This is a genomic window from Cytobacillus sp. GQ23 (genome assembly GCF_059758675.1).
The window spans coordinates 63,085-78,323 of sequence record NZ_JCAXER010000021.1 but is presented as its reverse complement, the minus strand read 5'-3'; the positions used below and the strand labels follow the sequence as shown (position 1 = coordinate 78,323).

The following is a 15,239-nucleotide window of genomic DNA, read 5'->3' as shown; positions in this document are numbered from 1 at the left end:
CACCTCCTATTTAAATAGTTTTCCGGAATATCCCCAGCGTTTTACTTTTGACTTTTCGACTTTATAACACAGAACTGTCCCGAAAATCAGTGAAAAAGCGATTGTGGCACCCCAAATCAACAATACTATAGCCATGGGTTATCTCCCCTCTACAAGCGTACTTGGTTTATTTTTCAATTTCTTATTTAAGGATTCAAAAAAAAGCAAATTATCAGAAAAAACAGGAGCTGCTTTCCTATTTTCAGCATCCGATACCAGCTTCACAACTAAATCGTTATAAGGAGTTGGAATACCAAATTCTTTCCCTTTTTTCGAAACATGGCCATTAATGAAGTTAATTTCTGTCTTCACTTTCCGTACTAAATCCTGCAGCATGCTCGCTTTCAGATTTCGGTGTGGAGACCAAACCTCATGGTAAAAACCCATTTTCTCACTAACCTTTTGACCTTCCTTCAGTTCCAGGAATTCCATGTCTTTTCCCTGCATATTGGTTAATTGGATCCCTTTCGCATGTGCAACTTTAATGGTTTCATCCGCAATATAAGCCAGGCTTGTCATTGCTTCCTTATTCGACAGAACATCGCCGAACGTACAGCCGAGTGCCGCTGACATACCGCTGAATGTCGTATTCATTAATAACTTTGTCCATTTGATTCCGTTAATATTGGATGTGATTTTGCAATAGCCTACATGTTCCAATACCGCTTTTACATCTGATAAGCGGGAGGTGATTTTTCCGTCCGTTTCCCCTATCTCAAATGCATATTTCTTTACAATCTCCCATTCTGTAGTCAGTTCAGACTCCCCCGGCCCTTTCCATGTTGCTCCAAAGCCAACAGCCCCGCCAATCGTCCTTTTTCCGCCAACTATGGAAGCAACATACTCTTCAGGAATTCCGTTCTGAAGCGTACAGACAATGCTGCTTTCATGCAGATAAGGAAGTAATTGATGAAGAGATTCATAGGTAAATACCTGCTTGGTTAATAGAAATACTAAATCATATGGGCTGCTGATTTGATCTGGTGTCAATGCATTGACAGGAACCGTTTTATTTAGAAAACCTGAAAGCTTTGCACCGGATTGATTCAGCATATTTACATGACTTTCATTAATATCAATTAAATCTACTTTTTCTCCTCCTTCCGCCATTAGTGCTCCAATAATTGTTCCTAAAGAGCCTGCACCCATAATCGCAATATTCATAATACCCCCCCTATTCTTAATAATTTTTGGCACCCTTCAGCGATGAAACTAGACTGCCTCTATTCAGATTATCAATCCCTAAGATTTTTCTGGCCTCCGCTGGAGTTGCAACCTCTCTCCCCAATGTTTGGGCCAGGTTCGCTATTCGATTCACAAATTGAGCATTTGTTTCAGCTAATTCACCTTTTCGATAATAGACACTATCCTCCATTCCTACCCGAACATGTCCGCCTAATAGAATACTCATTGTATTGATGGTTAACTGATCTTTACTTGCACCAATTGCCGACCATGTAGAACCTTCCGGAATACTGTCTATTAAAAACATCAAGTTTTTAGGAGTTGCCGGCATACCTCCATGAACACCCAATACGAATTGAAAATGGAATGGATCATTAATCAATCCCTTTTTAGCAATCCTTAACGTATTGTGAATCATGCCGACATCAAAAATCTCAATCTCCGGCTTGATTTGCCGTTCTTTCGTAACAGCAGCCAATCTTTCCAGGAACTCAGGCGTATTGTGAAAGACACCCGAGCCAAAGTTCATGGTCCCTGCATCAAAAGTAGCCATTTCAGGGTTTAATTCACACACCTTTAGCCGATCTTCATCATCATTTCCGATTCCCCCGGCAGTTGTTAAATTTAAAATAATATCGCATTTTTCCTGGACTCGGTCAATAACTTCCTTATACGTATCCAGATTAAGTGTGTTTTCTCCCCTATGATCCCTTACATGAATATGAGCAATAGCCGCCCCCTCTTTCCATGACTCATAAACAGAGTCCGCAATCTCTTTTGGTGATAAGGGCACATAAGGGGTATGTTCCCGGGTGGTTTGTGCTCCTGTTGGGGCTACTGTAATAATTAATTTTTCCATTGTTTGATCCCTCTTTCTGCAAAATAAATTCTTCTCTTTCTGTAAATGCAATTTCCATGCCAAAAGTAAAAGGGCGATAAACTCACTTTTTTCTAAAAATCAACGTAAAAAACCGATGATAAAATTCATCGGTTTTTAAATAATCCGACTATTCAGTTCTTTTATCAGGCATATATTCCGATGAAATATTTCATCAACTCTGATTCGTTTTTGCATCACTTAAATTAATTCCCAGCCTTTTAGCCTTTTTTACGATAGTAGATTGGTCAACTTCTAAAATAGCGGCTGCTTTTCTTGTGCTTCCATAAAGTTTTATTGCCTTTTCAATTGTCTCTTTCTCAACGTTTTCCACTATTTTCTTTAAACTGAGACCTTCATTTATTGTTTTTGCCCCATCCAGTTCAATATTTAATAACTTCATTGCATGGTCAGCACTAAACCTCTTAAATTTTTCCGAAACGATCACCATTCGTTCTACCACATTTTGAAGCTCTCTTATGTTTCCAGGCCAGTTATACTCTTTAAATACTTCGAATACATCCTTTTCTAAAATCACTTCTTTACTATATTTTGTATTATAAATGTCCAAATAATGTCTGACTAATATCTCAATGTCTTCTGCACGTATCCGAAGCGGAGGAATATGAATCGGAAATACATTTAGCCGAAAATACAAATCTTCTCTAAACTTCCCTTCTTTTACAAGATCATATAAATTGCAATTGGTTGACGCCAGGATTCGGACATTGAATTTAATCGGCTTTGTCCCTCCTAGACGGGTTACTTCTTTTTCCTGGATAATCCTTAACAGCTTCGATTGCAGTTCAATTGGCATCTCCCCAATTTCATCTAACAGCAAAGTGCCTTTATCAGCTAATTCAAACATGCCAATTTTCCCTTTACTGGATGCTCCAGTAAAGGAGCCGCCTTCATAGCCAAACAACTCAGACTCCAGGAGACTTGCAGGAATAGCTGCACAATTGATTTTTATAAACGGCTTGCCCTTCCTCTCACTATTCATATATATTTCATTGGCGACAACTTCTTTTCCAACTCCTGTTTCTCCCGTTATAAGGACCGTAACATCTAAATTGGCTACCTGGTGAATCATTTGGATAACAGGCTTCATCTCACGGCTTACTCCAATTAAACTTTTGGATGTCTGTAATTTTCTGAGATGTTCAATTTCATATTGGTTTTTTAGCTTGTCTTTTTCAACCTCTTGCATACGTTTCTCTGAAGCTGCTAATTTTTCATGCATCTCCAATAGATCCGACATATCACGATTAATTACCACAACTTTTTTGATATCGCCCTTATGGTCAAAGATTGGATTGCCGGAAGTTAGAACTTTGACCCCTGTCCGGATTTCAGCTACTGCATTAATTGGCTTTTTTGTTCGAATAATTTCAGGAGTGATGGCATTCTTATACAGACCTTCCTTCATCAGATCTTCCACATACTTATTCAAAACAAGTTCAGGAGCCAGCCCGGTTATTCTGCTGTAAGCCTTATTTACATATAACGTCTTTCCTTCTCCGTCTGCGATATAAATTCCATCATAAAGCTCATCACAAACCTGTTTATAGTCTCCTTCGTTTAACTCTTTAATTTCTTCTAAAATTTTCATAAGACCATTTTTAATCTCTTTTTGATCCAAAGACGTCAGTGACGAACTTATTACTGTTTCTATCAATCCTTTTAAAAACTCCTGTGAAGAAAACAGTTTATCTCTTGACATAAAATTCTCACACCCATTTAACTTACTGATTTTTTCTAATACTTAAACAAATTAAACATAATTATAGAATAATAATCAATAGCAGATTGGTACGGCTTGATAGTGTTTATTCTTTTTAACAACCCCAACAAATGGATATTTATGTTAAAATATTTCTAACAACCCCTTACCCATTTGCCTCCACTGAAGGTTCACGGAAAGCCTACGTCATATAAAGAAAGCAGTGGAAATATGAATAAAAGAAAACAAATATTACTTAGCCTATTTTCCATCCTCATTTGCCTTGCTCTATTTGTGACTGGAATCCGTTTTGCTGAAAAAATACCTTTCCTTACCGTACTGGGAATTCTGGGACTCTGCGGAATCTATTTTGTCGTGTACCGGCTTGTCAAAACAACCGTGGAGATAAAAAAATCATAAAGCTTGATGAAAAGGAGATACACATGAGTACAAAATATAAAAACCTCATAACCACAATTGGAGAATTTGCTTCTTTTCGGGCGGAAATCGGCCAGCCGAGTGCACGCGCCGCGGCCAAAGTCATCCCTTTCATTGATGAGCATTGCATTGATTTTATTTCCAAATCGGCTTTTTTAACCTTGTCCACTTCAGATGCAGCCGGGAAATGCGATGTTTCTCCAAGGGGTGATTCCCCAGGGTTTGTGACAGTTCTTGACGAGCAGCATCTTTTTATTCCGGAACGGCCGGGCAATCGAAGAATGGATACCGCTCATAATCTTATAGAAAACCCTAATGTCGGTCTTCTTTTTCTCATACCAGGGCTTGGCGAAACGCTAAGAATTAACGGCAAAGCGTACATATGCCGTGACCCCGAGCTTTTAGGAAAGAGTATAGCCAATGGCCGCACTCCCTTATTTGGAATTTTAGTAGAAGCAGAGGAATGCTTTATCCATTGTGCAAAAGCGTTGATCCGATCGGGATTATGGAATGTGGAATCATGGCCTGCAGAGGAAGCCCTGCCTTCCGCTCCTGCAATGCTGGCAGCACATACGAAACTGCCGAATGACACCGTTGAACTGGTGGAGAAGGATCTTCAGGAAAGTTATAAAAAGAGATTATATTAAGGAAAAATTTTTCGATGCGGGAAAAAGAAGCTGAACTGATTTCTGATTGAAAAGAAGGCAGCCGCTTGGGGAAAAACTTAAATTTCCGGCTCTTCTGCCAGATAGAAGCTAAGCGTTATAGTGACTACCTCGAGGGTAATATTTAGGCTCTTCTTAGTGGCCTAAATAATTTTCGTATTGTTTAAGCAATCTCATGTAATCAGCCGGCGGTTTTATGTCCGGCTTTAATTGTTTAACGAGTTGAATGGCAGGGTCACGCTTTAAACCAAATCTTTGCATATAATAAGCAGTAATAACAAAGCCCAACCGCTCTTTGCCTATAGTATCATGGATTAAAATTCTATAGTTTAACTCCATTAGATGGTTTAACTGATTCATAAGACTGAGAACCCAATCTAAACTCGGAGCCACCCGAACATTAAGCGGGGCCCAAATCATAATTCTATTCGTAAAATCAAAAGGAGGCTGATCCGGTTTCGTTCTTAGATTAACAATTGCGGTTATATTGTTTTTAATAAAGTCCCAGTCTGCAGCAGTAATCTTTCCGCCTATATAGAGCCTTTGAGGAATCATTTCTACAAAACTCATTTTTGACTCACCTCTTTCCATCTCATAGAGAATGAAGCGGCAGTCAAGGCTGCCTCCTTTTGAAATTGAGTGTTAATCAAAATCATGTTCTTCTTCGATTTTTAACACTTTACCTGTTTTTGCAGCAATCTCGACCTCGAATATTCTGTTATCCGCTGTTAAAATGAAAACCTCATAAACTAACACACCATTTTCTAAATCCATATCTACATGCTGAATTTGCCCAGGTACGTTTTTCAGGGCGATTTCCTGAGCCTGCTCCTTCGTAATTCTCTGTCTATACACTGGTCTGGGGCTGCCATAATAATAATTTTCATACATTCGGATATTTCCTCCTCGTCAATACATAGATCAATCTTTTTTATCCATATGTATGTGACAAACTAAAAGTGCTATTCCATTCCCCTTTTTACCTAACCTTGATTTATTCAAAAAGAAAAAGCCGCCTGATTCGGCAGCTGGATCATATAACGCTATTTATAACACTTTCCATATTTTAAAGGCATAAATAATGAGTGGAATTTGAATACAAATTTCCCTTTGCAAATCCAAGAGAAGTATAGAATTTATCCCCTTGTTCGGTATCTGTATTAAGCACTAAAACCTTATAAAAGTTTTTTGCATCGGAAATTAGCTGATTTACCAAGAGTCTTCCGAGGCCATTCCTTCGATAACCCTTGGAAACATAGAACCTTCTCAGCCGTCCAGCTTCATTTGAAAATGGATCTATATTAAGCCCTCCAATTGCAATTAGTACACCCTCTTTGTTAAACAAACCATATAAAGACTCCCCAGGTTTATCAAAGTTATTAGTGTCATCTTCATATTCATTAACTAATCTTTCAAGAAATCGAAAACCGTCTTCTTTGCTTTCCTTAACTAAATGGTGTAAGTCAATATCAAACAGGCTTTTTAATTGCTTCACTATAAACTCTTCCATATTTCCCTCCGAAAAAAGCATTCTCAGGAACCCCCTTGGTTCCTGCATAAGCCTGCAAGATTTCTATTATTTGGTTTTCACTTTATATCTAAGAACTGTCTTCAACTTTGCCGGTTCTACTTTTCTAGCGTCTGAAAGATAAATCTCCCTGTGTTTGAGTGTAGCAATTTCCAGCTGATTTTCCTCTATGTATTCCTTCATTTTTCTAAAGCTTTGCGGTTCCTCATCATAAGAGCCGATATGAAGCATTTGGACGGATAGGCCATCCTCCATGGATTCAAATGACACTTCATCAATAAGCGGATTGGGCTTCTTTTTTCTTACGCTTTCAATCGCCCTTTCGACTATTTCTTCTGTCACAAAGTCCGGCTGTCTGATCATAATGGTATAAAGTAATTGATCCTTATCAAGGGTATCTAACTTTCTTCCCTCTTCTGTTAAATCCCAAAGTCCTTCTAATGGATAGACGGTATATTCAAAGTATCCTTCTGGGGTATACCCTTGCCTTGGCATCATTCTGATGGCATATGCAATGGAATAAAGAACTTCTATCCTTCTGGAAAAGTCCTCACTATTGGGATTTCCTTCTCCGTCTATAGTAATAAATTTTTGCTCTGGCACCGTTACGACTTCAGGTTTCTGTTTCGGCAAATACAGATTCTTTTCCTGCTTTCTCCATTCAAACTTCATGGCCGCAGCTCCCTTCTATTCAGCAGTCAATCACTCATTTTTGTATCGTATTTAGAATACCATTTTAACAGCTTATATCATCCCAGGCCTATGTGAAAAATTCCTTACTTCTCTCCCTTTTCCACCAGCTTAATTTCATCAATTCTCCACTTTTCCTCACTCTCAAATCGTCCTGGCGCCTTAACCATAACAAATTGATAATTCTGTTTGATATCCTCTGCCGTATGATAGGTCAGTAAAATTTTATCCTTTTCAACTCTAAATGCTTTTAGGTCAAGAACTGCATTGGGTACCCATTCAAATCCTTTTTCATTTAAAAAGAACCCACATGGGCAGCCTCCTCCTCGCTCGCTTGTATAGGATCCACCCCCGTCCTTTAGGGCAATAAACCTATTTGCCTCCTCAAATGTTTGTACGGCCTTGTAAGAGTCAATCGCCTTTACCGCGGCAGTAAATTCCGTATAGTCAATCGCAGCCCGCAAGGATTCGGTTTCCTTCTCCAGCACCGAGATCCTTTCTTCAAAAACTCTATTTTCCTTTTTGGTCTCATCCAGCATTTTAGCTTTCATTTCATATTCATTTTTGATACTTCGACTTCCTCAGCCAGCCGGTCCTGTTCCTTACGCAGCTCCTCAGCCGCATTTGAATTATTTAAGCCATCCATGATAGCCAAAACGGCAATTATCAATAGAAGAAAAAAAGCATATGTTTTATAGTTTTTAATAACTTTCCCTCCCATCCCAGCCGGGCACGGTGCATGCAAAAGAAGCCATTCCTATCGGAATCGCTTTTCTACCATTTATTATTCCGCCTATTTTGATATTCACCCCTGAAAAGATAATCGGCACTTTTGCCTGAGCTCCATTGGGACAAAAACGTGGAAATGCTCATAAGTATCCCGCCAATTAGAAAACCGGCCATATAATAGCCCATAAAAATTAAAACAAAGGAACCTATAAGGGTAACTATCATGATCGTCAGCAGCCAATTTTTCAGTTGCTCTTTTCTTTCATGCTTCAATCCCAGTCCCACCCCTATCAAACATCTATTTTAATAATTTTCCAAATATTACCTTTATTTTAACATAAATTTCCTGCTAAAAGTGTTACAAAAAAAATAACTTTGACCTGTTGGACAAAGTTATCAGAACGATATCTTAACTCCCGGCACATTCCCGAATCGCATCAGCAGCAAGCGTAAAAATGCCGCTTTTTGGCGGTTTCAAGGATTGGATCATGGCTTGAGCCAATTTTTCTGTCGGCATCGGCTCCTGAGACCGAAGCAGTCCGAACCGATTAAAAAACTGTACGGCTTTTATTCCCGCCACCTCCATGGTACGATCACTGTTTTTTCGTACCAGCACAGGCGGCCTAAGGATGGTCACGCCAGGAAACCCTAATTCTTTTACGGCTTCTTCCAGCTGCCCCTTCATCCTTGGATAAAAGAAGGGAGAATTAGGCGATGAGCCTCCTGAGGAGACTAAAACATAATGGCTAACATGGTTTTCCCTTGCGATACTCGCAAATTGGTACTGGTAATCGTAATCGACTCTCCATTGTGCCTCTTTACTCCCCGCAGCCTTCAAGGTTGTGCCCAGGCAGGAAAACAAGCAATCGCCCCTCACTAAATGCCTCCATTTTTCCGGCTGATCAAAGTCAATCACATGCACTTTTAATTTTTCATGCTGGATAGAAAGATCCCGCCTGACAAAAACATCTACCTGACGGAAATGCTCATCCTCCAGCAGCAATTCCAGCAAGTCCTTGCCAGTTGCTCCCGTTGCTCCTATTAATAATGCGTGCATTTTTTTCTCCTTATATTTTCATAGTTTTTTTTATAAGAATTATATAACATGTTTCCTCAAATATAAGACATAACGGCTTAACTTCTGATTCAAATTGGCCATACTCTGAATAAATGCTGGAACAAAGGGTAATATACCTCTATAACACATAATGAGGTGATGGAAATGTCTAACATGATAAATCAAGAAGAAGTAGAAACATTACGAGAGTTAATCAAAGACATAGATACGGCCATGCTGACCACAGTAACGGAAGAAGGGCTTGTGTCCCGTCCTATGAAAACGCAGGAAGTAGAGTTTGATGGTGACTTATGGTTTTTCACGAAAAAAGAGACTGCTAAGTATGAGGAAATTCTGCATGATCAAGATGTAAATGTGGCTTATGCAGGCAAATCCTATGTGTCTGTCCGCGGCAGAGCGGAAATCGTTGAGGATTTAGAAAAGAAAAAAGAATTATGGAGCAAAGCATACGAAGAAATCATGCAGACGTCTTATGATGATCCTAACGTTGTCCTTATCAAGGTAAAAGCGGAAGCGGCCGAATATTGGGAGACTGGCAATTTTACGAAAAAAGCAGCGTTTCTCTTTAAACGCATGACAGGGCAAAACTCTCAATCGTCAGATATTAATGAAACCGTTGAATTGGATAAATAAAGCAGAAATGGATTGTCTGGAATAGACAATCCATTTTTGCATGCCAGAACTATGCCGATTATGACACGCTTTTATTGCGAGAATTGTATTTTCTCAGCAGATGAACAACACAGCACATCACCAGCATGGCCTGAATGGCGCACACACTATCAGGCCATGTAGTGAACTGCCCCAGCTCTTAGGCATTAGGATTGGAAATTCCCTTATCATCAGCAGCTCCATTTTCAAGGATTTCCTTAATTTCACCAGCATCGCCTTTGGCATTAATAATTTCAAATATCTGATTCAGTCCTTCACTCGTTTCCTGATCTTTGTCTTTCATTTTGGATCCCTCCAGTTAATAACCTTTTACTATAGGTTTTCCAGACTCTCCATTTGTATCCTTTCTGATACTTTTTTTGCCGCTTGCTTCCCATATTCCTCTCTATATAAGAGTATTTGATTTATTTAGTTCGTTCTCTAATTAAAAAATTGAAAGGAAAATGATGAGTAAAGCCATCACCACAATGCAATAAGCAGAAAGAGATTTTTTATTATGACGAAACTCTTGAATCCTCCAAAGAATCAAATTCATTGCAATCAATAGGTTAATTATTTCGATTAATCCATCATAGCTGTCGTGTATAAAGGCAAGTAATCCTAATAAAGCAGCAGCTAACGCGAATCAAATCTGTATTTTATCCATCATATTACGTTTTTTCATCGTCTCCTTCCTTCCATTGATCGATATTTCAATTAATCTCTTTATCGTTTTATGTCTCAATTGGTAATACAGGCTACAGAGAGAATAAGTTTCGGTTACGATAAACCGCCCCGCAAATAAAAAAATCAGCCTGGACAGTGGCTGATTTCAACCTGAAGGACCTCGACTCCTCACTTTTTAGAAAAGAGGTATTTCTCTTTGAAAGCTGGACTTAATTCACTCCACACATCAAATTTATTGCCATCTAAGTCATAAAAAACAAAATTCCTTCCAGCGTGACCTCTGTCTTCAATCTCACCAACTCTCAGTCCATTTTCCTTAAAGTCTCTATGTATGTCTTCTAAGGCATTTAATCCATTCACCTCAAATGTTAGCGAAAAACGCTCGTTGCCATGAATATCATAGAAATTGGAGCTTTGATCCCCATTAGCTTTCACAAGAAAGATACTCTGATTGGCAACGTTTAAAATGGCTTTGTCCTCATCTTTGTAGCATAGCTCTGCCCCTAATTTATTTACATACCACTCAGAGGAAAGCTCTACATTTGTTACGGGTATATAGGTTGTGCCTACTCTTATTAATTTCTCGCTCATTTTCGTCATCTCCCATATATTTTTTAATAAGATCGACCAGGTTTATTCATTGCTTGTGTTATCCGTCCTGGCACGCTTTATATCAAAGAAACCGATAGCACCACAAATCAACACACCTAAGCTAAAAAAAACAGTAAGCACCCAATTACTATCCCAGCTGTTGATCATGCTCAATAAACAGCTGAATGCAACAGCAGCAGCTCCGTATTTCGCACGCCATTTTTCTAGTTTTGAAGGGTTAACATTACTCAAAATCACTCAACTCCATATGAGAACTTCCACCATGAACATCAAAGCAGGGAAACAAGGAACTCCATAAAGAAAATAGACAGAATAAAAATAGGAATGGCGATAAGTATTTTATTTCGCAGCCTAATATCTTCAAAATGTCTATGTAATTTGTTTATTACGATAAAACCAATGATCAGAACAGGTACACTGATACATATGGCTATTAAATCAACACGGGTAAAGGGTCTGCTGATGTATTGATCCAAAATGAAGTTTAATACAAGAAGCGCTGAAAATAAAAAGAATTGATAAAGGCAAAATTTAATGTATAGCATGGATGATTCCCCTAGTTGCATGACCGCCTGATTTTTTTTGAATTCATTCCTTATTGCTTAAAGTATTAATATTATCCCAGCCGTAAACAAGTTCCTTAAGTTTCTTTCCTGCAATTTCAACTCCAACCTTATCGATGGCCTTACCTCCCATGGCCTCATAAAATAACGCGGATTTATTATCCGCTAAAACAAAAACGAGCATAGTGTTCATCCCTAATTTCCTCATTTCCTTCATTACAGAATTAAAAAGGGCCTTGCCTATTCCTTGCCCCTGGAATTCCTTCAAAATATAGATGGCATTGAGTTCTCCCTGGTATCCTTTGTAATTCCCGCTTCTTTCTTTGCCGCAGGATGAAAATCCAACAATCTGTCCTTCATCCGTTTCTGCCACAATAACACTTCCCTTTTGGATAATATAAATCCATAACTCTTCACGGCTTTGATAGGATAGATTCTCCAAAAAAATTTCTGGAATAATATGTTTGTATGTAGTTCTCCAGCTGTCGACGTGTACCTTTGCAATTCCTTCTGCATCAGATAATTCAGCCGCCCTTATCTTCATAAAATCCCCCTTTTTTCCATTCGTTCAATCCAGATTACAGTGAATCATTATTTCGGGGCATTAATTTTATTAAAGCTGCTATACAAGACGCTCCCAGCAGTTTAAGTATGCTGTTACCTAAAATAGAGTCATCAATGGTTATACTCATGAACAAACTGTCTGCTAATAATAGAATCATAATGAACAGAGTTCTCATAATGTATCATCAACCCTTAATCTGCAGGCGGAATAACACCTGAAACAAGAAGAATAAACAGCAGCAGTCCAATGGAGAAAAAAACGATGGAGGAAGTGAAGACAGGACCTCTTCTTAACACAAATACTTCCCTTTTTTGGATGTAGCCTGTTTGAGCGCTTGCCTGTGAAGAACTGAAATCTGAAATGACCCCTCCACTGCTTGAAAAGTAAAAGCTTAAGCCGGCAAAAGCCATCCCGGTAAAAAACATAATCTCAATGAACCTTACAGAGAATGTGGAAGCAACAAACATCGTTACAGCCGCTTCAACCAAAAAAGTAAAAAGCAATATAATAAAATATCTTGTCCGAATGTCTTTCTCCTCCTTTTTTAGTAACCTAGTACTATATTAATTTTAACATATTTTTACAAAAGTTACTATATTCTGAAAATAGAGTGCGTGCGGGTAAACTTTACCTTGCCGAATGGAAATGCCTCCTTTAATCTAGTAATAAATAAAATGGCCAGAGGTGTCCAATGTGTCCAAACCTTTTAAATTAAAACGGCCGGGGCTTTTCGGGCAAATGGTTCTGCTTGTTCTTACTGTCCTTATCCTTTGCATACTGCTAATCATCATTTCTTTTTCATCAATTATTGATCAAATGATTGAGAGAACCACTGGACAGCAGGCGCTGACCGTTGCGGAATTGGTTGCTGAAAACGATTCTATTATTGATGCGTTTGATACAGAACATCCAGCAAAGATTATACAGCCGATTGCTGAGAAACTAAGAAAACGGACAGGTGCGGATTATATTGTAATAGCAAACGGGGAAGGCATCCGCTATTCCCACCCCTACCCGAAACAAATTGGCAAAGTGACAGAAACAAGCAATGATGCCCCGCTCGCAGGAGATTCTGTTATTTTCATAGGAAATGGCGTCTTAGGGGAAGCAGTTAAAGCGAAAACACCTATTTATGATGAGGAGGGCACCATTATCGGTGTTTCTTCCGTTGGCTTTTTAACAAATGAAGTGGAAAGCAAAATCTTTACTTATCAGCTGCGGGTAGCTGCCTTCGGCGGACTTGCCCTTCTCATTGGCATACCAGGGGCATTTTATATTGCACGCCGAGTCAAAAGGCTTATATTTAATTTGGAGCCGGAAGAGATCTCCCACGCTTTTTCTGAAAAGCAGGCCATTCTGGAGTCGATTGGGGATGCCACTCTTGCCATCAGTCCTTCATTCCATGTTTTATCAGCCAATAAAAAAGCGCGTGACATTCTGGGGAAACATGCAAAAGGCATACTGACAGAGCCTCATTTGAAAGCGCTTATCGGAACTGCATTACAGAATCCGGACCGATTAATTCAGGAACAAGTGCTCATCAGCAACTCGATCTATATCGTAGACATTTCTCCCATCACAGCGGAGGAAACGGCCATATCAGGTATAGTGCTGACTATCCGCCCCTTCTCTGAAGTAGAAGATCTGGCGAATGAACTTATTGAGATCCGACAGCACGCAAACCATATTCGGGCACAGACCCATGAATATTTAAATAAACTGAACACATTAAACGGACTCCTGCTATTGGATCGCTACGAAGAGGCAAAAGCATTTATGAAGACGGAAGTGCAGGAACTGCAGCAGACTGTCACCTTTTTAATGACTACAATTAAAGATCCTTTAATTGTTGCCGTTCTTCTTGGGAAAGTGAACCGGGCCAAAGAAATGAAAGTTTCGTTCACCTTTGATGAAAACAGCCAATGGCTGGACTACCCTGACACCATTCAAAGCGAGCATGTCGTTACTGTAATTGGCAATTTGATCGATAATGCTCTTGAAGCATCTTCTGAATGGAAAGGACAAAACGCTGCTGTCCACTTATCCTTCACAGACTATGGAGACGAGCTGGTTATGGATATTGAAGACAATGGCAAAGGCATGACTTCCGAAGAAGAAGCCTACTTTTTCACCGAAGGAGCCACAACCAAAAACCACCCGCAGCACGGGCTGGGCCTGACAATCATGCAGCACGCATTGAACCGCCTTGGCGGGGAATGGTACCGTACTGACCGGCCAGAAGGCACATGCATGACCATCGCCATTCCAAAGAACAAGCCTGAATACACCACCGCGGAGGAGAGAGAAAATCATGACTAACCCATCAATTGGGGTGCTTATCGTTGAGGATGACCCTGTCGCTTCGTCTGTATATGAACAGCTTATTCAGAACAGACAGGATTTCACTGTGATAGGGAAATCTCAGACCGCTTCAGAAACGATTCAGCTGCTGAACGCAGTTACACCTGATTTAATCTTACTTGATGTTCACCTGCCGGATGCAAATGGCATTGATTTGCTGTTTCAGATCAAACATGAACATTCCCATATCGATATCATCATGATCACCGCTTCAAATGATGCTAAAACCGTACGAGATGCCATGCGCGGGGGAGCCTACAGCTACCTGCTGAAGCCTGTAATGGTTGAAAGCTTTTTTTCTACCTTTGAAGAGTACAGCCAAACAAGGCAAGGCAGACAAACCAGTTCTCATATGGAACAACATCAAATACAGCGGCTCTTTCAGAAAATCCCCCCTGCATCAGAGGCAAATCAGGAATCCAAGGCTTTGCCAAAAGGCATCGACAAACATACACTGCGAAAAGTGACCAAAGCAATTGGAGCTGCTTCCACAAGCCTGAACGCTGAAGAAGTAGGAAGGCAAATCGGTGCAAGCCACTCCACGGCAAGGCGCTATTTAGAGTACCTGGTTTCCATCGACCTGGTAGAAGTGGATATTGTCTACGGCAGTGTGGGCCGTCCCGAACGCCGATATAAGCAACACTAGCAAGCCCTCTTATAAGGGGGCTTGCTTTTATTTTTTGAGAATAGACCTCCTGCCGTCCTATGTCTAGGAGCAAGCTCCATCTTCCCACTGAGACTTAGACATATTCCAGTTTATTACCACCCCTATTTTTCATAGAAAATATGAAAATTATGAAATTAATATGTTTTATGTAAATTAAACAACTAATCTGGTCTTTCAGGAG

At 39.7% G+C, this 15,239-nt stretch carries 23 protein-coding genes; 5 read left to right on the top strand and 18 right to left on the bottom strand.

What is annotated here, in order from left to right:
• Window positions 1–6: 6 nt before the first annotated feature.
• The 4 genes from AC6CHU_RS17700 to AC6CHU_RS17685 all read right to left on the bottom strand — a co-directional run bounded on the left by AC6CHU_RS17700 (window position 7) and on the right by AC6CHU_RS17685 (window position 3,824).
• Entirely contained in the window at window positions 7–135 is a 129-nt protein-coding gene (locus AC6CHU_RS17700) for a hypothetical protein (protein WP_268891634.1), read from the bottom strand.
• 3 nt (window positions 136–138) lie between these two features.
• Window positions 139–1,203, bottom strand: coding sequence for a ketopantoate reductase family protein (locus tag AC6CHU_RS17695; RefSeq protein WP_498122533.1), 1,065 nt, complete (start codon window positions 1,201–1,203; stop codon window positions 139–141).
• 16 nt (window positions 1,204–1,219) lie between these two features.
• Complete coding sequence (locus tag AC6CHU_RS17690) at window positions 1,220–2,083, bottom strand: beta-keto acid cleavage family enzyme (RefSeq protein ID WP_159862245.1); 864 nt, start codon at window positions 2,081–2,083, stop codon at window positions 1,220–1,222.
• 193 nt (window positions 2,084–2,276) lie between these two features.
• A complete protein-coding gene (locus AC6CHU_RS17685; protein WP_498122532.1) occupies window positions 2,277–3,824 on the bottom strand; it encodes a sigma-54 interaction domain-containing protein in 1,548 nt (515 codons plus the stop codon).
• A gap of 231 nt (window positions 3,825–4,055) precedes the next feature.
• Here AC6CHU_RS17685 and AC6CHU_RS17680 point away from each other — a divergent pair, with 231 nt between their 5' ends.
• Together AC6CHU_RS17680 and AC6CHU_RS17675 are read left to right on the top strand one after the other, a co-directional pair.
• A complete protein-coding gene (locus AC6CHU_RS17680; RefSeq protein WP_498122531.1) occupies window positions 4,056–4,244 on the top strand; it encodes a hypothetical protein in 189 nt (62 codons plus the stop codon).
• Complete coding sequence (locus AC6CHU_RS17675; protein ID WP_498122547.1) at window positions 4,241–4,909, top strand: pyridoxamine 5'-phosphate oxidase family protein; 669 nt, start codon at window positions 4,241–4,243, stop codon at window positions 4,907–4,909. The genes AC6CHU_RS17680 and AC6CHU_RS17675 overlap by 4 nt, the downstream gene beginning before the upstream one ends.
• A 153-nt stretch (window positions 4,910–5,062) precedes the next feature.
• Here AC6CHU_RS17675 and AC6CHU_RS17670 read toward each other — a convergent pair whose 3' ends face one another.
• The 8 genes from AC6CHU_RS17670 to AC6CHU_RS17635 form a co-directional block, all read right to left on the bottom strand.
• Window positions 5,063–5,497 carry a dual specificity protein phosphatase family protein gene (locus AC6CHU_RS17670; RefSeq protein ID WP_159862247.1) on the bottom strand — a complete coding sequence of 145 codons (435 nt, stop codon included), beginning with the start codon at window positions 5,495–5,497 and terminating at the stop codon, window positions 5,063–5,065.
• A gap of 72 nt (window positions 5,498–5,569) precedes the next feature.
• Window positions 5,570–5,818, bottom strand: coding sequence for a PepSY domain-containing protein (locus tag AC6CHU_RS17665; protein WP_159862248.1), 249 nt, complete (start codon window positions 5,816–5,818; stop codon window positions 5,570–5,572).
• A 175-nt stretch (window positions 5,819–5,993) separates the two neighbouring features.
• Window positions 5,994–6,437: a GNAT family N-acetyltransferase gene (locus AC6CHU_RS17660; protein WP_498122530.1), complete on the bottom strand. Its 444-nt coding sequence runs from the start codon at window positions 6,435–6,437 to the stop codon at window positions 5,994–5,996.
• A gap of 66 nt (window positions 6,438–6,503) precedes the next feature.
• Window positions 6,504–7,127, bottom strand: coding sequence for a GyrI-like domain-containing protein (locus tag AC6CHU_RS17655; RefSeq protein WP_498122529.1), 624 nt, complete (start codon window positions 7,125–7,127; stop codon window positions 6,504–6,506).
• A 104-nt stretch (window positions 7,128–7,231) separates the two neighbouring features.
• Window positions 7,232–7,696, bottom strand: a complete 465-nt coding sequence (locus tag AC6CHU_RS17650; RefSeq protein ID WP_236566109.1) for a hypothetical protein — start codon at window positions 7,694–7,696, stop codon at window positions 7,232–7,234.
• Window positions 7,693–7,866 (bottom strand): hypothetical protein, encoded by a 174-nt coding sequence (locus tag AC6CHU_RS17645; RefSeq protein WP_251283491.1) that lies wholly within the window; start codon window positions 7,864–7,866, stop codon window positions 7,693–7,695. Before AC6CHU_RS17645 ends, AC6CHU_RS17650 begins: the two co-directional genes overlap by 4 nt.
• Window positions 7,867–7,919: 53 nt before the next feature.
• Complete coding sequence (locus tag AC6CHU_RS17640; RefSeq protein ID WP_159862250.1) at window positions 7,920–8,147, bottom strand: hypothetical protein; 228 nt, start codon at window positions 8,145–8,147, stop codon at window positions 7,920–7,922.
• A gap of 136 nt (window positions 8,148–8,283) precedes the next feature.
• On the bottom strand, window positions 8,284–8,931 hold the full coding sequence (locus AC6CHU_RS17635) for an NAD(P)H-binding protein (RefSeq protein WP_159862251.1): 648 nt from the start codon (window positions 8,929–8,931) through the stop codon (window positions 8,284–8,286).
• 165 nt (window positions 8,932–9,096) lie between these two features.
• Here AC6CHU_RS17635 and AC6CHU_RS17630 point away from each other — a divergent pair, with 165 nt between their 5' ends.
• On the top strand, window positions 9,097–9,585 hold the full coding sequence (locus tag AC6CHU_RS17630; RefSeq protein ID WP_498122528.1) for a pyridoxamine 5'-phosphate oxidase family protein: 489 nt from the start codon (window positions 9,097–9,099) through the stop codon (window positions 9,583–9,585).
• A gap of 178 nt (window positions 9,586–9,763) precedes the next feature.
• Here the strand turns inward: AC6CHU_RS17630 and AC6CHU_RS17625 are convergent, their stop codons facing one another.
• From AC6CHU_RS17625 to AC6CHU_RS17600, 6 genes are all read right to left on the bottom strand, one after another.
• Window positions 9,764–9,907 carry a hypothetical protein gene (locus AC6CHU_RS17625; RefSeq protein WP_201306452.1) on the bottom strand — a complete coding sequence of 48 codons (144 nt, stop codon included), beginning with the start codon at window positions 9,905–9,907 and terminating at the stop codon, window positions 9,764–9,766.
• Window positions 9,908–10,458: 551 nt separating this feature from the next.
• Window positions 10,459–10,881 carry a VOC family protein gene (locus tag AC6CHU_RS17620; RefSeq protein WP_498122527.1) on the bottom strand — a complete coding sequence of 141 codons (423 nt, stop codon included), beginning with the start codon at window positions 10,879–10,881 and terminating at the stop codon, window positions 10,459–10,461.
• A 42-nt stretch (window positions 10,882–10,923) separates the two neighbouring features.
• Window positions 10,924–11,139, bottom strand: coding sequence for a hypothetical protein (locus AC6CHU_RS17615; RefSeq protein WP_498122526.1), 216 nt, complete (start codon window positions 11,137–11,139; stop codon window positions 10,924–10,926).
• Window positions 11,140–11,171: 32 nt separating this feature from the next.
• Window positions 11,172–11,447: a hypothetical protein gene (locus tag AC6CHU_RS17610; protein ID WP_498122525.1), complete on the bottom strand. Its 276-nt coding sequence runs from the start codon at window positions 11,445–11,447 to the stop codon at window positions 11,172–11,174.
• Between the two features lie 43 nt (window positions 11,448–11,490).
• Window positions 11,491–12,009, bottom strand: coding sequence for a GNAT family N-acetyltransferase (locus AC6CHU_RS17605; protein ID WP_498122524.1), 519 nt, complete (start codon window positions 12,007–12,009; stop codon window positions 11,491–11,493).
• A gap of 212 nt (window positions 12,010–12,221) precedes the next feature.
• On the bottom strand, window positions 12,222–12,533 hold the full coding sequence (locus AC6CHU_RS17600) for a hypothetical protein (RefSeq protein WP_498122523.1): 312 nt from the start codon (window positions 12,531–12,533) through the stop codon (window positions 12,222–12,224).
• A gap of 190 nt (window positions 12,534–12,723) precedes the next feature.
• Here AC6CHU_RS17600 and AC6CHU_RS17595 point away from each other — a divergent pair, with 190 nt between their 5' ends.
• Entirely contained in the window at window positions 12,724–14,349 is a 1,626-nt protein-coding gene (locus AC6CHU_RS17595; RefSeq protein ID WP_498122522.1) for an ATP-binding protein, read from the top strand.
• A complete protein-coding gene (locus AC6CHU_RS17590; RefSeq protein ID WP_159862257.1) occupies window positions 14,342–15,037 on the top strand; it encodes a response regulator in 696 nt (231 codons plus the stop codon). The genes AC6CHU_RS17595 and AC6CHU_RS17590 overlap by 8 nt, the downstream gene beginning before the upstream one ends.
• The last annotated feature ends 202 nt before the right edge of the window (window positions 15,038–15,239 follow it).